The sequence below is a fragment of the Faecalibacterium sp. 7 genome (assembly GCF_049562865.1).
Taxonomy (GTDB): Bacteria; Bacillota; Clostridia; order Oscillospirales; family Ruminococcaceae; genus Faecalibacterium; species Faecalibacterium wellingii.
Genome location: NZ_CP186911.1, coordinates 2143721 through 2159477 on the forward strand (window position 1 = coordinate 2143721; position 15757 = coordinate 2159477).

At 51.4% G+C, this 15757-nt stretch carries 9 protein-coding genes and 2 rRNA genes; 6 read left to right on the forward strand and 5 right to left on the reverse strand.

The genetic code is table 11. From position 1 onward, the window contains the following. The first annotated feature begins 159 nt into the window (after window positions 1-159). From ACKXF7_RS10790 to ACKXF7_RS10815, 6 genes are all read left to right on the forward strand, one after another. Window positions 160-2994, forward strand: a 23S ribosomal RNA gene (locus ACKXF7_RS10790). Between the two features lie 127 nt (window positions 2995-3121). After that, window positions 3122-3238: ribosomal RNA gene (gene rrf / locus ACKXF7_RS10795) — 5S ribosomal RNA — on the forward strand. A 232-nt stretch (window positions 3239-3470) separates the two neighbouring features. After that, window positions 3471-4046, forward strand: a complete 576-nt coding sequence (locus tag ACKXF7_RS10800) for a YkgJ family cysteine cluster protein (protein WP_423741262.1) — start codon at window positions 3471-3473, stop codon at window positions 4044-4046. Between the two features lie 190 nt (window positions 4047-4236). Then, entirely contained in the window at window positions 4237-5268 is a 1032-nt protein-coding gene (locus ACKXF7_RS10805; protein ID WP_339395807.1) for an ABC transporter substrate-binding protein, read from the forward strand. 116 nt (window positions 5269-5384) lie between these two features. Next, complete coding sequence (locus tag ACKXF7_RS10810) at window positions 5385-6326, forward strand: ABC transporter permease (RefSeq protein WP_423741263.1); 942 nt, start codon at window positions 5385-5387, stop codon at window positions 6324-6326. Then, on the forward strand, window positions 6319-7113 hold the full coding sequence (locus ACKXF7_RS10815; RefSeq protein WP_249236877.1) for an ABC transporter ATP-binding protein: 795 nt from the start codon (window positions 6319-6321) through the stop codon (window positions 7111-7113). The genes ACKXF7_RS10810 and ACKXF7_RS10815 overlap by 8 nt, the downstream gene beginning before the upstream one ends. Before the next feature lie 728 nt (window positions 7114-7841). Here the strand turns inward: ACKXF7_RS10815 and ACKXF7_RS10820 are convergent. From ACKXF7_RS10820 to ACKXF7_RS10840, 5 genes are read right to left on the reverse strand one after another with little or no spacing between them, the layout of a single operon-like run. Beyond that, window positions 7842-10814, reverse strand: coding sequence for a type I restriction endonuclease subunit R (locus ACKXF7_RS10820; RefSeq protein WP_423741264.1), 2973 nt, complete (start codon window positions 10812-10814; stop codon window positions 7842-7844). Between the two features lie 15 nt (window positions 10815-10829). Further along, window positions 10830-11717 carry an FRG domain-containing protein gene (locus ACKXF7_RS10825; protein WP_423741265.1) on the reverse strand — a complete coding sequence of 296 codons (888 nt, stop codon included), beginning with the start codon at window positions 11715-11717 and terminating at the stop codon, window positions 10830-10832. 54 nt (window positions 11718-11771) lie between these two features. Beyond that, window positions 11772-13037 (reverse strand): restriction endonuclease subunit S, encoded by a 1266-nt coding sequence (locus tag ACKXF7_RS10830; RefSeq protein WP_423741266.1) that lies wholly within the window; start codon window positions 13035-13037, stop codon window positions 11772-11774. Continuing rightward, complete coding sequence (locus tag ACKXF7_RS10835) at window positions 13030-13944, reverse strand: AbiJ-NTD4 domain-containing protein (RefSeq protein WP_423741267.1); 915 nt, start codon at window positions 13942-13944, stop codon at window positions 13030-13032. Before ACKXF7_RS10835 ends, ACKXF7_RS10830 begins: the two co-directional genes overlap by 8 nt. Next, window positions 13944-15704, reverse strand: coding sequence for a type I restriction-modification system subunit M (locus ACKXF7_RS10840; protein ID WP_423741268.1), 1761 nt, complete (start codon window positions 15702-15704; stop codon window positions 13944-13946). The genes ACKXF7_RS10835 and ACKXF7_RS10840 overlap by 1 nt, the downstream gene beginning before the upstream one ends. Between the last annotated feature and the right edge of the window lie 53 nt (window positions 15705-15757).

Sequence of the window (15757 nt, forward strand, 5' to 3'; positions counted from 1 at the left end):
CAAAGACGTACCTTGAAAACTGAATAATAACTGCGAAACAAAGATTATAGTAAGTTCTTTTTTAAGAAATATTACAATTTCAAAAGGAAGGGTAACAATAATCTTCGTTGGCAAGAGAGAATCAAGAGGATACCAAATGTTCCAAGAGAACGTTTGAAAGGTCAAGCGAACAAGGGCGCAGGGCGAATGCCTTGGCACTGGGAGCCGATGAAAGACGTGATAAGCTGCGATAAGCTTCGGGGAGCTGCAAATAAGCATTGATCCGGAGATTTCTGAATGAGGAAACTCACCTGGGTTCATACTCAGGTACGTTATACTGAACTTCAAAATAGGTATATCGGGGGAACCGCCTGAACTGAAACATCTAAGTAGGGCGAGGAAGAGACATCAAACGAGATTCCGTAAGTAGTGGCGAGCGAACGCGGAAGAGGGCAAACCGAGAGTAGAAATACTTTCGGGGTACGGACTGCTTTTAGGACTTAATCTGTTAACCGAACGGCATGGGAAGGCCGGTCAGAGAGTGTGAGAACCACGTAGGTGAAAACGGAGAGAGCTGCGCAGAATCCAGAGTACGGCCAGACACGTGAAACCTGGTCGGAATACGGGGGGACCACCCTCCAACCCTAAATACTACCCAGTGACCGATAGCGTATAGTACTGTGAAGGAAAGGTGAAAAGCACCCCGGGAGGGGAGTGAAAAAGAACCTGAAACCCTGTGCCTACAAGCACCTAGAGCGCGTCAATGCGTGATAGGGTACTTTTTGTAGAACGGTCCGGCGAGCGATTGTATGCAGCAAGGTTAAGGACTTAAGGTCTGGAGCCGAAGCGAAAGCGAGTTTGAAAAGGGCGTTAAGTTGCATATAATGGGCCCGAAACCGGGTGACCTACCCATGGTCAGGTTGAAGTGGAAGTAAAATTCCATGGAGGACCGAACCGACCTCCGTTGAAAAGGCGGCGGATGAACTGTGGGTAGCGGAGAAATTCCAATCGAACCCGGAGATAGCTGGTTCTCCCCGAAATAGTTTTAGGACTAGCCTCAAGTTAGATACCTGGAGGTAAAGCACTGAATAGCCTAGCGGCCGAGAGGTTAGCGAAGCTTATCAAACTCAGAATGCCAGAGTATTGATGCTTGGGAGTCAGACAGTGTCAGATAAATGTCATTGTCAAAAGGGAAACAGCCCAGATCTACAGCTAAGGTCCCAAAGTCAGGTTAAGTGGAAAACGATGTGAAGATACGCAGACAACCAGGATGTTGGCTCAGAAGCAGCCACTCATTCAAAGAGTGCGTAATAGCTCACTGGTCGAGCGTCTTTGCGCGGAGAATTTAACGGGGCTAAACCTGACACCGAAGCTTAGGCAATACAGCAATGTATTGGGTAGGGGAGCGTTGTATACGCGGTGAAACAGTAGCGCAAGCGGCTGTGGAGTGTATAGAAGTGAGAATGCCGGAATGAGTAGCGCGAATGCAGTGAGAATCTGCATGGCCGAAAGCCTCAGGTTTCTGGAGGAAGGTTCGTCCGCTCCAGGTTAGTCGGGAGCTAAGGTGAGGCCTAACGGCGTAGCCGATGCACAGACGGTAGAGATTCCGTCACCACCAAAAGAGTTAAACACAGGGACACATATGAAGTCTCGGAGCCGGGTGTTGGTTCCGGTAGCGATCGAGGGAAATTAGTACCGAAGTCCGGGATGGAAGATGGCGAGAAAAGCTGTGTGAATTTCTGCGGTGCCCGTACCGCAAACCGACACAGGTAGGTAGGAAGAAGATTCTAAGGCCAACGGGAGAAGGGTTGTTAAGGAACTCGGCAAATTGACCCCGTAACTTCGGGAGAAGGGGTGCTGCAGCAATGCAGCCGCAGAGAATCGGCCCAAGCAACTGTTTACCAAAAACACAGGTTTGTGCTAAATCGAAAGATGACGTATACGAGCTGACGCCTGCCCGGTGCTGGAAGGTTAAGAGGAGATGTGCAAGCATTGAATCGAAGCCCCAGTGAACGGCGGCCGTAACTATAACGGTCCTAAGGTAGCGAAATTCCTTGTCAGGTAAGTTCTGACCCGCATGAAAGGCGTAATGATTTGGGCACTGTCTCAACAGCCCGCCCGGCGAAATTGTAGTACCGGTGAAGATGCCGGTTACCCGCGACAAGACGGAAAGACCCCATGGAGCTTTACTGTAGCCTAATATTGGGTTTCGATGTTGCATGCACAGGATAGATGGGACACTGGGAAGCAGGTGCTTTGGCGCTTGTGGAGTGGCCGTTGGGATACCATCCTTGCGATATTGGAATTCTAACCTGCGCCTTTGAATCAAGGCGGGGGACATTGTTAGGTGGGCAGTTTGACTGGGGCGGTCGCCTCCTAAAGAGTAACGGAGGCGTTCAAAGGTTCGCTCAGCTTGAACGGAAATCAAGCAAAAGAGTGCAAACGCAGAAGCGAGCCTAACTGCGAGACTGACGGGTCGAGCAGTAACGAAAGTTGGAGTTAGTGATCCGGTGGTATGTGAGTGGAAATGCCATCGCTCAACGGATAAAAGTTACCCTGGGGATAACAGGCTGATCTCCCCCAAGAGTCCACATCGACGGGGAGGTTTGGCACCTCGATGTCGGCTCATCGCATCCTGGGGCTGTATTCGGTCCCAAGGGTTTGGCTGTTCGCCAATTAAAGCGGTACGCGAGCTGGGTTCAGAACGTCGTGAGACAGTTCGGTCCCTATCTGTCGTGGGCGCAGGATATTTGATGGGAGCTGTTCCTAGTACGAGAGGACCGGAGCGGACGTACCTCTGGCGCACCAGTTGTTCTGCCAAGAGCATAGCTGGGCAACTATGTACGGATCGGATAAACGCTGAAAGCATCTAAGCGTGAAGCCGACCCAAAGATAAGATATCCCATTGTTTCAAACAAGTAAGACCCCTTGAAGACTACAAGGTTGATAGGCACGATGTGTAAGTGGAGCGATCCATTCAGCAAGCGTGTACTAATAGGTCGAGGGCTTGACCACAATTCGCTTGAGACTCTGAGAGTCAACGAAAAAATGTTAGCAGTGATTATTCAGTTTTGAAGGCACGTCCTTCTAAGAAATACTGGACAAAGTACAACAGATATGTTATACTAGGCCAGTCAGATCGGTCGGTGTCGATGACGGTGAGGTTCCACCTGTTCCCATTCCGAACACAGAAGTTAAGCTCACTTGTGCCGAAGATAGTTCGCTGGAAACGGCGCGTGAAAATAGGTAGTCGCCGACTTGAACAGAAAGCCCTGAGATGGATGTCTCAGGGCTTTTTGAATTTATGCTGGCAGGATTGCAGGGAAAGAAGGAAGAACAAATGAGGAACCATCATATCGACCTTTGCGGACAGATTGATTTCACACGTACGGATGCTATGCCTCTGCTGGCACGGGACGCGCATTTCAGTTTTGCGTGCAATGGCTGTGGCGATTGCTGCCGGGGGCGGGAGGATATCGTGCTGTCGGGCTTTGATTCTCTGGCGCATTGCGGCCCGGCTGCGTCTGCCGCCGCAAATGGTGGCGCGGGGGTTCTGCCGGGCAAGCATCGGCACAGTGAGCCATCTGCCGGTGCTGCGGCTGGCCCCGGTGAAAGAAAACCGAAACAATTGTCCTTTCCTTACTGAGGACCACTGCGCCATCCATGATGCTGAGCCGCTGGTGTGTGCACTTTACCCGCTGGCGCAGGAGATCAGCAGGGAAGGGGAGGTGAGCTATTTTCTGCAGCCCACTGCCTGCGGCGGACGGGTGATCGAAGCGAAGGTGGAGGATTACCTGTCCCGCTATGATGTTCCCGCCCGGGAGCAGACGGACGTGCGCTGGGCACTGGGCTGTATGGAGCTGGAAGATGTAGTGGAACAGGCCGAGATGCTGCTCAGCCCGGTGCTGATACGGCGGATGCAGGCGAAACTCTGGCAGGCGCTGTACTTTAACTACGATTACACCCAGCTGTTCCTGCCGCAGTTGGAGCGCAACCTCAATTGGCTGAATGGCGAAATCATAAAATTGACGGAATATCAGAAGAAACGGAATAGCAAATCAAAATAATCGATAGATATATTTAATACAATCGATAATAAAGGCCGTTTTTGGACAAAAGTGAGTTGTTTTACCGCGAAATGTGTGTTATACTTCACGAGTGTAAAGCGAGACTGTACGAGTCCCGCATACAAGACTATGCTTTCTGGCGCGGCACCTGTAGGCCGCGTAAGCAAAGAGATAGAGGAGATAGATCATTATGCGTAAAATCACTCGTCGTTCGTTTCTGGCAGCAGCCGCTGCCTGCGGTGCTGCAGCTGCTCTGACTGCCTGCGGCGGTTCTTCTGCATCTTCTGCAGCTGCTTCTTCTGCCGCCCCTGCATCTTCTGCAGCAGCCTCTGCCGCAGCTGACGGCCAGAAATTCACCATTGGCATCTGCCAGCTGGTGCAGCATGCCGCTCTGGATGCCGCTACTCAGGGCTTTGAAGATGCTTTGACTGCGTCCTTCGGTGAGAATGTTACTTTCGATTTCCAGAACGCACAGGGCGATTCTGCAACCTGCGCTACCATCACCAACGGCTTTGTTTCTGCTGGTGTGGATCTGATCATGGCAAACGCCACTCCTGCCCTGCAGGCTGCACAGTCTGCCACCAACACCATCCCGGTGCTGGGCACCTCTGTTACCGAGTACGGTGTGGCTTTGGGCCTGACCGATTTCGATGGCGTTGTGGGCGGCAATATCTCCGGCACTTCCGATCTGGCTCCGCTGGATCAGCAGGCTGAGATGATCGTGGAGTGGATGCCTGAAGCCAAGAAGGTTGGTCTGCTGTACTGCTCTGCTGAGGCCAACAGCCAGTATCAGGTGGATGAAGTTCAGAAGTATCTGGAGGAAAAGGGTGTCACCGTTACTCAGTACGCTTTCTCTGATTCCAACGACCTGTCCTCTGTCTGCCAGAAGGCTGCGGATGAGAACGATGCTCTGTACGTTCCTACCGATAATACGGTCGCTGCCAACACCGGCATCGTGGACGGTATCTGCCGCCCGGCAAAGAAGCCTGTGTTCGCAGGCGAAGAGGGCATCTGCGCCGGCTGCGGTGTGGCCACCCTTTCCATCAGCTACTACGATCTGGGCTACACCACCGGTGAGATGGCAGTCAAGATCCTGAATGGCGAGGCTGATATTTCTTCTATGCCCATCGAGTACACCGATGTGACCAAGAAGTACAACAAGGCCATCTGCGACGATCTGGGCCTGACCGTTCCCGATGGCTACGAGGAAATCGAAGGCTAAAGTATTTCGGAAAATAAAATAGAAAATCAGCGGAGAAGGGCTGAGAACGCTCTTCTCCGCTTTCCCGTATTCAAACGGGTGAATAAAAAAGTGTATCAGAATCAGGAGGAATTGTTTTGGACGTTATTGCAAGATTGGCAAATCTGCCGGGCGCTTTGCCGGGTGCCTGCGCACAGGGCCTTATCTGGGGCATCATGGCCATTGGCGTGTATCTGACCTACCGCATTCTGGATGTGGCTGACCTGACCGTGGATGGTTCCTTTGGCACCGGCGGCGCAGTGTGCGTCATGTGCCTGCTGTCCGGCCAGAATGTCTGGGTCTCGCTGTTCATGGCGCTGTTGGCAGGCTTGCTGGCAGGCCTTGTCACCGGCATCCTGCACACTTTTATGGGAATCCCGGCTATCCTTGCCGGTATCCTGACCCAGCTTTCGCTGTATTCCATCAACCTCAAAATCATGGGCAAGGCCAATCAGGCTATCAATGTGGATAAGTACAGTCTGCTGATCTCCCTGCGCTGGGTCAAGGAATTTGCACTCCATAACCCCATCATCATGGTCATCATCGTTACCGCTGCGCTTATCGGCATCCTGTACTGGTTCTTTGGCACCGAGCTGGGCTGCGCCATCCGTGCTACCGGATCCAACCCCGCAATGTCCCGGGCGCAGGGCATCAACACCAACTTCAATATTGTGCTGGGTCTGGCGGTCTCCAATGGTCTTGTGGCTCTGTCCGGTGCGCTGCTGAGCCAGTATCAGGGCTTTGCAGATGTCGGCATGGGCCGTGGCGCCATCGTCATTGGTCTGGCTGCGGTTATCATCGGCGAGGCACTGTTCAGCCGCATCTTCCACAACTTTGCACTCAAGATGGCTGCCGTTTCTCTGGGTGCCATCATCTACTACATTGTGATCCAGCTGGTGCTGACGCTGGGCTTTGATGCAAACCTGCTCAAGCTGCTGAGCGCCTCCGTGGTGGCAATTTTCCTTGCCGTGCCGTACTGGAAGGGCAAGTACTTCTCGAAGCCGGTGAAGAAGGCAAAGGAGGATGAAAAAAATGCTTGAGATCCAGAACGTTTCCAAGACCTTTAACGCTGGCACGGTCAACCAGAAAACTGCCCTGAACGGCCTGAACCTGAAGCTGAATGAGGGCGATTTTGTCACTGTGATCGGCGGCAATGGTGCGGGCAAATCTACGATGCTCAATGCTGTTGCTGGTGTGTGGCCGGTGGATGAGGGCAAGATCATCATTGACGGTGTAGATGTCACCCGCCTGAGCGAGCATCAGCGCGCAGCCTATATCGGCCGTGTATTTCAGGATCCAATGACCGGCACCGCCGCTACTATGCAGATCGAAGAAAACCTTGCGCTGGCAGCCCGCCGCGGCAAGCCACGTACCCTGCGCATCGGCATCACGAAGGCTGAGCGTGAGCAGTACCGTGAGCTGCTCAAGACCCTTGATCTGGGCCTTGAAAATCGTCTGACCGCCCGTGTAGGCCTGCTTTCCGGCGGTCAGCGTCAGGCACTGACCCTGCTGATGGCTACCATGAACAAGCCCAAGCTGCTGCTGCTGGACGAGCACACGGCGGCGTTGGACCCCAAGACGGCATTAAAGGTGCTGACCCTATCAGCCAAGATCGTGGAGGAAAACCACCTCACCACCATGATGATCACCCATAACATGAAGGACGCCATCAAGTATGGCAACCGCCTCATCATGATGCATGAGGGCCACATCATCTATGACGTGGCCGGTGAGGAAAAGAAGAATCTGCATGTTTCTGACCTGCTGGCCAAATTCCAGATCGCCAGCGGCGGTGAGTTTGCAAACGACCGCATGATCCTGTCCTGATAAAAATTTCGTTGCCCGCAAAAATCAAAGGACGCCTGCCCTCGGGGAAAACCGAGGACAGGCGTCCTTTTTTCAAATACGGGAAGCATGTTGAGAGGCTTCATAGGTAACCGCCCAGTGAAAGCACGCCCACAGAAAGATAAGAGGCTGTTGCACAAGGATAGTGAACCGCTCTCTGTCAAGTAGACAGACGAAAAAACAAAATGTTTCCTCCAGGATTTCAGAGATGAGATATACAACGGCAACTTTTTCATTGCAAAATGCTTGTTGAGGGACACCAAAACCCGTGAACTGCATCCGCCGGATGCAGGCTGATGTACCGAAAAAACTGGTATAACAAACAAATTTCAACCGAATGATTTGGATAAAATGCGGCTGTTTGGAATTTCTATTTTATTGTTGAACTATTAGTGGTAATATTAATCTATTATAATTGGGTTCGACAAAGTGTATGAGGAGAACTATTATGGGATCACTAACGCATGTATGTGTGTGGTCTTCTAAGGGCTGGACTCATATCGCACCTGAAGAAGTCGCCCGTAGCCATCCGGGAGAATCGGTATCTGCACGCAGTGGGCTTTTTATGTGTGAATTGTGCGGACAATATGCAAAGTCGTATATACATCTGCTTATTTTGCGTTGCAAAATACTTGTTGGGAACACCCAAACCCTTGAACTGCATCCCGTGAATGCAGGCTGTTTTAAGCAAATAAAAAAGGAAAACTATTTTACTTCTTGCGGAATTCCCCATACAGCCACTCTGCCAATGCCGACATAATAGCCTTGTACTTGCTGGTATCCTCAAACAAGGAAGAGAAGGTGTCCTGCGCTTCGAGATAGCTGTCCTGTGCGGCGGTGTCAAAGGCTTTGGGGAAGATGCTCTCGGTAAAGATCTGCGGGTCAGAACTGCGCGCCAGCTTTGCCAGCTTCGGGTCGGCCAGCAGACGGTCATGCAGGGCAGTAAGCAGCACCCGGTCGGCATTGGTGAACTCACCCTTGAACTTCTCGTTGATTTTCAAAATGATCTCGTCCAGCGGCTCCTTGGGGTCATGGCCGAGAGCACCCTTCTGGGTGACCGGCTCGTAGACGCCTTTGGCGTGTTCCAGCTCGATGGCACCGGCAAAGGTCTTTTGCAGCTTGTAATACTCCAGCTGCAATTTGCCCTCCAGATCCAGCGGAGAGACCTCGTCCGGCGGCAGCAGTTTGAGCAGATAAGCGCAGAATACGTTCTCCTTGTGCAGCTCTTCATCGAACATCCGCGCCACCTGTGAAACATAGCCGTACCACTTGACAAGGCTGCGCAGCAGGCGGCGGAACTGGTACCGCTCGGCCTGCGTTTTCTGGTTGTAGCGGTCTGCCACCGGCTTCAGAACACTGCTCATGCGGCCCACGGCGTTTTTATCCTGCTTGGTGCTGCGGAAATACTCCTTGGCAAAGGCTTCCACGTCTGCATCGGAATAAACGGCAAAGTTCCGTAGCTCCTTCTGGGTCTTGTAAATGAGGTCGGTGTTGACCTCCTGCTCCAGAAAGGTTTCCTGATAAAACGGCTGGAAGGCCTCCCGGATGTCCTCTGCCTTGTTCACAAAATCCAGCACAAAGGTGTCGGTTTTGCCGGGGCAGGTACGGTTCAGACGGGAGAGGGTCTGCACCGCCTTGACGCCCTTCAGCTTTTTGTCCACGATCATGGTGTGGAGCAGCGGTTCGTCAAAGCCGGTCTGGTATTTTTCAGCCACGATCAGCACATTGAAGTTGTTATGGAACTCCGTCTTAGTTTGGCTTTCCGCAATGTGGCTGCCGTCGGCACGGACGTTCAGAGACTGCTCCGTGTACTCCACACCGCCGTCCGGTACGGCACCGGAAAACGCCGCTAAGATCTGCACATCGTCATAGCCCTGCTCCGCAATATAGCGTTTGACCTCATGGAAGTACCGCACCGCTGCCAATCGGGAGGAGGTGACTACCATCATCTTGCCCCGCCCGCCGATCTTGTGGCTGGTGGTCTCCCGGAAGGTCTCTACAATGATCTTTGCCTTCTGGCTGATGTTGTAGGGGTGCAGCTCCTCATACTTGCGGATGAGCTTTGCCGCCCGGCTGGCAGGCAGGTCGGGGTTGTCCGGGATGGTCTTGGCGATCTTGAAGCAGGTGGAATAGGTCATGTAGTTTTGCAGCACATCCAGAATGAACCCTTCTTCAATGGCCTGCCGCATACTGTAAATGTGGAAGGGGTGGTGGCTGCCGTCCGGGTACTCGGTGCCGAACAGTTCCAGCGTGGCGGCTTTTGGGGTGGCGGTAAAGGCAAAGAAGGACAGGTTCTTGTGCCGCCCGTGGGAGGTTAACTCCTTTACCAGTGCATCCTCCGGGTCGATCTCGTCCTCCGCTTTGCCTTCCAGCTCGGCATATTCCCGCAGCGCGTCCTCGGTGTTGGCAAGGGCGGCTTTCAGCTTTAAAGCAGAGGTGCCGGTCTGGGAGGAGTGCGCTTCGTCGATGATAACGGCATAGTTCTTCCCGGCGGTTTTGTTTACCTCAGTATAGATGACCGGGAACTTTTGCAGCGTGGTGATGATGATGCGTGCGCCGTTGTTGATGGCATCCCGCAGGTCGCCGGAGTTTTTGTCCTCGCCGATGGCCTCCACCGCACCCAGCGTATGGTCGAAGCCGGAGATGGTCTCCTGCAGCTGTGCGTCCAGCACGGTGCGGTCAGTCACCACGATGACGCTGGCAAACACCGGCTTGTTCTCGGTGTTGAACAGGGAAGCCAGCCGGTACGCCGTCCAAGCAATGGAGTTGGACTTGCCCGACCCGGCGCTGTGCTGGATGAGATAGTGCTGCCCGGCACCCTTCTGCCGCACATCTGCCACCAGCTTGCGTACCACGTCCAGTTGGTGGTACCGGGGAAAAATGAGGGTCTTGCCGTCCTGCAGGCTCATGAACTTTTGCAGGATGTCCATCATGCTGTCCTTCTGGAACACTTCTTCCCAGAGGTAGGCGGTAAGGTAGCCGTTGGGGTTGGGCGGGTTGCCTGCACCGCCGTCCCGCCCGGCACCATTGGAGCCCTGATTGAAGGGCAGAAAGCGGGTGTCCTTACCCGCCAGCCGGGTGGCCATCCACACCTCGGTCAGATCTACGCAAAAGTAGCCCAGAATGCGCTTATTGAACTGGAAACACACCTCCCGGGGGTCCCGGTCGTGCATCCACTGCTGCTTGGCGTTCTCCACGGTCTGCCCGGTGAACTGGTTCTTCAGCTCAAAGGCAAACACCGGGATGCCGTTTACCGCCAGCACCATGTCCACCGAGTTGTGGGTGGTGTCGGAGTAGAACCACTGCCGGTTGCAGGTGATCTCGTTTTGAGCGTAGCGCTGGGCATCCTTCTGGTTCAGCGCGGACTCCGGCTGAAAATAGCACACCCGGAACCGCCGTCCCCGGTGCTTGAACCCATACCGCAACACCGAAAGCAGTCCGTCCGCATCGCAGGCATTGTTAAAGGCCGTGCAGAATTTCCGCACCGGGTTTACCGGGTTCTGCTTTTCAAAAAATGCCCACTCGTTGGGCTGGGTCTTTTGCACAAAGCGGATCAGGGTATCCACAAACAGCCCCAGCTTGGGGTCGTAGCAATCCCCGTTGCGGGTGTAGCCGCCGGCAGGGGAGAGCAGCGCCGCCGCAATGTCCGATTCAAACTGTTTTTCGGTGGTATTGAGGGGCATGGTTAGATTCCTCCCTTAGTCGTTCGCAAATTGGTCTTTGATGCCCTTGCATACAATGTCAATACTGTCGCTGAAGAGACTGTACTCAGTGATTCCTAGAGTCTTTAGTTCTTTCAGAACGGCTTTCTTTTGCTGGTTGGAAATGATGATTTTTCCAGCTACGGATTCATCGTTTTCATCAATTGGAGCAAGGGTATCAGAAAAGCACTTTTCATTACGGGCATTATGGGTAATCTTGTTTGGGAATAAGATATATCGCCCTTGTTGAATCTGTTGTCTTAGAGTAAAAGCTGGTGCATTTACGAAAAGAGGACCACGAAGGTGTTTGTCAACATAATCAGGTTTGGAGTTCTTATGATTTCCTTGAGCAGCGGAAGTGGATTTCCAATAAGACTGCTTTAACATGGCGTCAAAGAAATCTTCAAGACGAACAGTATGGAGATCGTTAAAGTTTAAAATATAGGCACTATCCGCAACGGCGTTTAGGATAGCGTGATTTGAAACACGTTTCGATTTATCACAGAATACGTAAACAACACCATCCTTGTTGGTGCTATTGCGAGTAGGCTGACAGGCAAAGTATAGTGCAACTAGTGCACTTTCTGTTACATCAAGTAGGCGAGTGGGAACGCCATAGTGTTGAAGCAGAGCAAGTGTTTCGAGGGGGAGCATAGTGTTTGTGAAAACATCTGGTTTCTTATACTTCGCAAGGGCAATTAAATCTCGTTCATGTTTTAAAAAGTTGGAATTTCTACCTAAAGAAGGAAGAAGTTGATAGTCTACGCTGGACTGTCCGCGAAACAAAAACTCTGCATCTGGAGCAGATGCCTGCATGATTTTTTTGATTTCAGTAACATAAGTGCTGGCAGCACCTATGCGAACAGTCCTTTTAGGATCAAGCATTAAAGTCCCTCCTTTTTACTGGAACATCTGAAAAATACCGACTATAGCTTTATTTTACACCTCCCTCTTTCCCGTTACAACCTCATAAATCAAACTTTTCTTATAGCTTTCAAGTTCTTTTACCAGTTGCTCTTTCTTTGCAATCAGCCCGTCAATCTCAGCGCATTTGGCGTCAAGGTAGTCGGCGATTTCTTCCTGCTCTTGCAGAGTCTTTGGAACTGGAACAGGCAAATTTGCGTACCGATCAGCACCAATGTTTTGGATTGTGGATTGAATGAAAATACTATTCTTCCAAATTTCGTAGAGAGAGGAACAAGTATAATAGTAAACGAATTTTGGAGAAACCTTATTATTTAAGGATGCTTTGATTAAATATCCAGCATAAGCGGAACGCCCATAGGACTGATAATAAATAAAGGTTTTTCCAACGGTAGCACCACTTCGGGCGAACAAGATGTCTCCATCCTCAAGAATATAATCTTTAGCAGATTCTTCACTCAATGATAACTTTCCAGTATATTTTAAATTTCCGTCAGGGGTTATATCGGTGATTCGGATATATCGAGGTAAGCTATCGGAGTACGGAATACCGCTTTCATTTGCACCATATTTGAGAGGATTTTTTAACAAATACTTGAGCTTGCAGATGGAATATGTAGTGGGAATCTTTCCAATACACTCAACTCCGCTATCCTTCATCTTCCGCTCACCACGCACGCCTTTTGTAACAGCCTGCGTAATAACTGCCTGCTTGAGCTTTTTGTATTCCTCGATGCTGGAACGGGTCTTGGAAAGGATAGTATCAATATTGGAACATTCAAAATTCAAATGCTCCGCAAGTTGCTTTTGCTCGCATTTGCTAGGAACTGGAACACCGATTTTCTTCATGTCAGACCAACCGGTTGTCCATAAATCATCAACGATTCCGTGCCCCCATTTATAAAATTCATCGGCAAACATAGACGTATGAAAAAGCCAATTGTAGTATCCGGGGTTCATTTCTCCGCGAGGCTGCAAAACAATATTGATTAAGGAAATAGAACCATCTTGCTCAGAAATACCACAGGAACCACGACGGTCAGAACGACTATTGATGGCGAAGTCGCCTTTACATACGAGCTTGCGGTCATCATGAGCGTCTGTTTTGGCGGCAGTGCTCAGTTGAGGGAGAATGCCTTTCATGGTAACAGAAAGCGGAGGGTAGTCTTTGTCGCTGACTTTGGTGCGACGTTCGGAATAAAGTTGTCCGATTTGACCGACTTCCCACCCTTCCGGAATCTCCCCAATCCATTCAATGCCGCTGTCTTTCATTTTACGCATTATCTGCACCATGCTTTCCATATTCTGCAACTAAATAGTTGACGATTGCACTGCAAGTAACCATCATGAATTTGGCTTCTTCAAAAGTGACAGTGCTTTCGGCTCCGTGCTCGGCATGACGCACACCACCTTGATCGCAGGCATAAGAGTAAAGCTTATCAATTCCAGAGTTAAGACAAGGATGCAATTTTAGTCCGTGCTTAGCAAGTAGTTTTAATGCTTCACCAAGAGTAGCACTGTCTTTTTCTGCAATAATGCGGCAGGTTGCTTCGACGGCACTGATACTTTCTTTGACGCAGTTTTTATAGTCTGGGTGTTCACGGTCAGATAAAAAGTTGAGAGCCTTCTTAAGGTGTTTGCGTGCGCCGTCAAAAGGCGTACAGCAGGCTTGTTCAATTTCTTTTACTTCGATTTCATCTGTAATAGGAACGATTTCACCAGATATAAAGCGGTAACCTACATATTCACTTTGGAAAAGTTCATTGAACCACTCTTGAAAAACATCGATACAATTGTTAGTGGATAAGGCAAACCAATTGCAAATATACCAAAGCAAATCTAAAACTTCGTTATAAGGAGCCTCCATTAAAACCTCTTCGATTCGGGAATAAAACTTTTCCCAATCATAATGATAACCAAGCGGTAAATGATTTAAATCTGCAAAAACATTCTGCATTAGATTTTTACAGAAAATATTTGAAAGATTTTGATCTGTAGGACCGTACTTTATATTACGAGTTTCGCATTCATGGTTGAATGTTACTTGCAAAAAATCGTAGAGTTTATTACTAATAAATGTCCGAGTTCTTTCATCAAAATCATCAATTTGCATTTGGATGTTACAAGGGTCAATGCCGGCTCTGTCACTAAATCCACCGCGAACCTTAATCATACTTTTCCGTTCCATTATTCGTCCTCCTTATGGAACAGCTCTGCCAGCCCGGCGGAGATATCCTGTTCCAGTGCGGTGATGCGCGCCACGATATCCTCCACGGCTTCCGGTGCCTGATACTCGTAGAAATAGCGGGTCATGGGGATCTCGTAGCCCACCTTGGTCTTGCTGTGGTCGATCCAGGCATCGGGGGCGTAGGGCAGAACTTCCCGGGCAAAGTAGGCGTCAATGTCCTGCACCAGCGGCACGTTTTCAGTGTCACGCAGGCTGGTGTCCGGCACAGGCTTGCCACGCTTCAGGATAACGTTGCCCGCTTCGTCCCGCTGGGGGCGCTCCACCACGATCTTGTTGTAGCCGAACTCCACGCTCTCGAACACCTTGCTCTCGCAATAGATGCCGTTTTTGTTGCCGTACACCTTGCCGTTGGCAAACTCGCCGTAGGCGGTGACGATCAGCTCCCGGCAGGCATCGGTGATGTCGTTGCGCTTGGTGCCGATGCTCTTGCGGCGTGGCTCGAAGCAGTGGCTGGCGTCAATAAGCTGCACCTTGCCCGCACGGTGGGCGGGCTTATCCTTGCTGAGCACCCAGATGTAGGTGGAGATGCCGGTGTTCATGAACATATCGGTGGAAAGCTGGATGATGCAGTCCAGCCAGTCGTTTTCCAGAATATACTGCCGGATGTTGCTGGGGCCGCTGCCGGCATCGCCGCTGAACAGGGGAGAGCCGTTCTGGATAATGGCCATCTTGCCCTTGTTTGCCAGCTTGGCAAGGCCGTTCAGCACAAAAAGCTGCTGACCATCGCTGATCTTGGGCAGACCGGGCGCAAAACGCCCCATCTCGCCGCGGGCGGCCTCGGCTTCCACCGCTTTCTGCTCCCGCTTCCAGTCAATGCCGAAGGGCGGGTTGGAGATGATGTATTGGAAGGTGAACCCGGGAAATTGATCTTCCGACAGGGTGTCGCCGAACCGCATATTGTTAGGGTCGCCGCCCCGGATCATCATGTCCGCCTTGGCGATGGCAAAGGTGGAGGGATTGAACTCCTGCCCGAAGCAGGTCACCTCAATGTCGCTGTTCAGCTCGTGGATGCGCTCCTCCATGCAGCTCAGCATCTGGCTGGTTCCCATGGCCATATCGTAAACGGTCATGCTGCTGGTATCGAGGTCGGCTTCGGACAGCAGCAGGTCGGTCATCAGATAGATGATATCCCGGCTGGTGAAGTGGGCTCCGGCTTCCTCGCCAAAGCTCTCGGAGAACCGCCGCACCAGGTCCTCGAAGATGTAGCCGCAATCCACGGCGCTGATCTTGTCCGGGCCAAGATAGCCCTTCTCGGAGCCGAACTCCTTGATAACGAGGTAGAGGGTGTTGCTCTCCACCATCCGCTTGATGATGTTGTCAAAGTCGAACTTTGCCAGCACATCCTGTGCGTTGGCGGAAAAGCCGGACAGGTAATCCCGGAAGTTGGACTCAATGTTGTCCGGGTCTGCCAGCAGGGTCTCGAAGGTGAACCGGCTGGTGTTATAGAACTGGTAGCCGGAGGCCTTCTGCAAAAAGCCATCGATGACCTGCAGCTTTTTCACCTTTTCGTAGGTGTCCAGTACTGCCTGATGGGTGGGCAGCAGGCAGTCGTGAAACCGCTTCACCACGGTCATGGGCAGAATGACCAGACCGTACTCGTGGGGCTTGAACGGCCCCCGCAGCATATCGGCCACGTTCCAGATCATGGCGGCTTTTTCGGCAATGTTGGCACCTACGGCGGTGATCTTATCGTTTGGCATACGTTGCTCCTTATTTTTTGTGATATGTGGACATCCTAATCTTACAACAATTG

Excerpts from the sequence above, each read along its gene's own strand:
- ACKXF7_RS10825 (WP_423741265.1), bottom strand. The coding sequence starts at position 11,717 with ATGCTTGATCCTAAAAGGACTGTTCGCATAGGTGCTGCCAGCACTTAT.
- ACKXF7_RS10835 (WP_423741267.1), bottom strand. The coding sequence starts at position 13,944 with ATGGAACGGAAAAGTATGATTAAGGTTCGCGGTGGATTTAGTGACAGA.
- ACKXF7_RS10830 (WP_423741266.1), bottom strand. The coding sequence starts at position 13,037 with ATGCGTAAAATGAAAGACAGCGGCATTGAATGGATTGGGGAGATTCCG.
- ACKXF7_RS10815 (WP_249236877.1), top strand. The coding sequence starts at position 6,319 with ATGCTTGAGATCCAGAACGTTTCCAAGACCTTTAACGCTGGCACGGTC.
- ACKXF7_RS10820 (WP_423741264.1), bottom strand. The coding sequence starts at position 10,814 with ATGCCCCTCAATACCACCGAAAAACAGTTTGAATCGGACATTGCGGCG.
- ACKXF7_RS10805 (WP_339395807.1), top strand. The coding sequence starts at position 4,237 with ATGCGTAAAATCACTCGTCGTTCGTTTCTGGCAGCAGCCGCTGCCTGC.
- ACKXF7_RS10840 (WP_423741268.1), bottom strand. The coding sequence starts at position 15,704 with ATGCCAAACGATAAGATCACCGCCGTAGGTGCCAACATTGCCGAAAAA.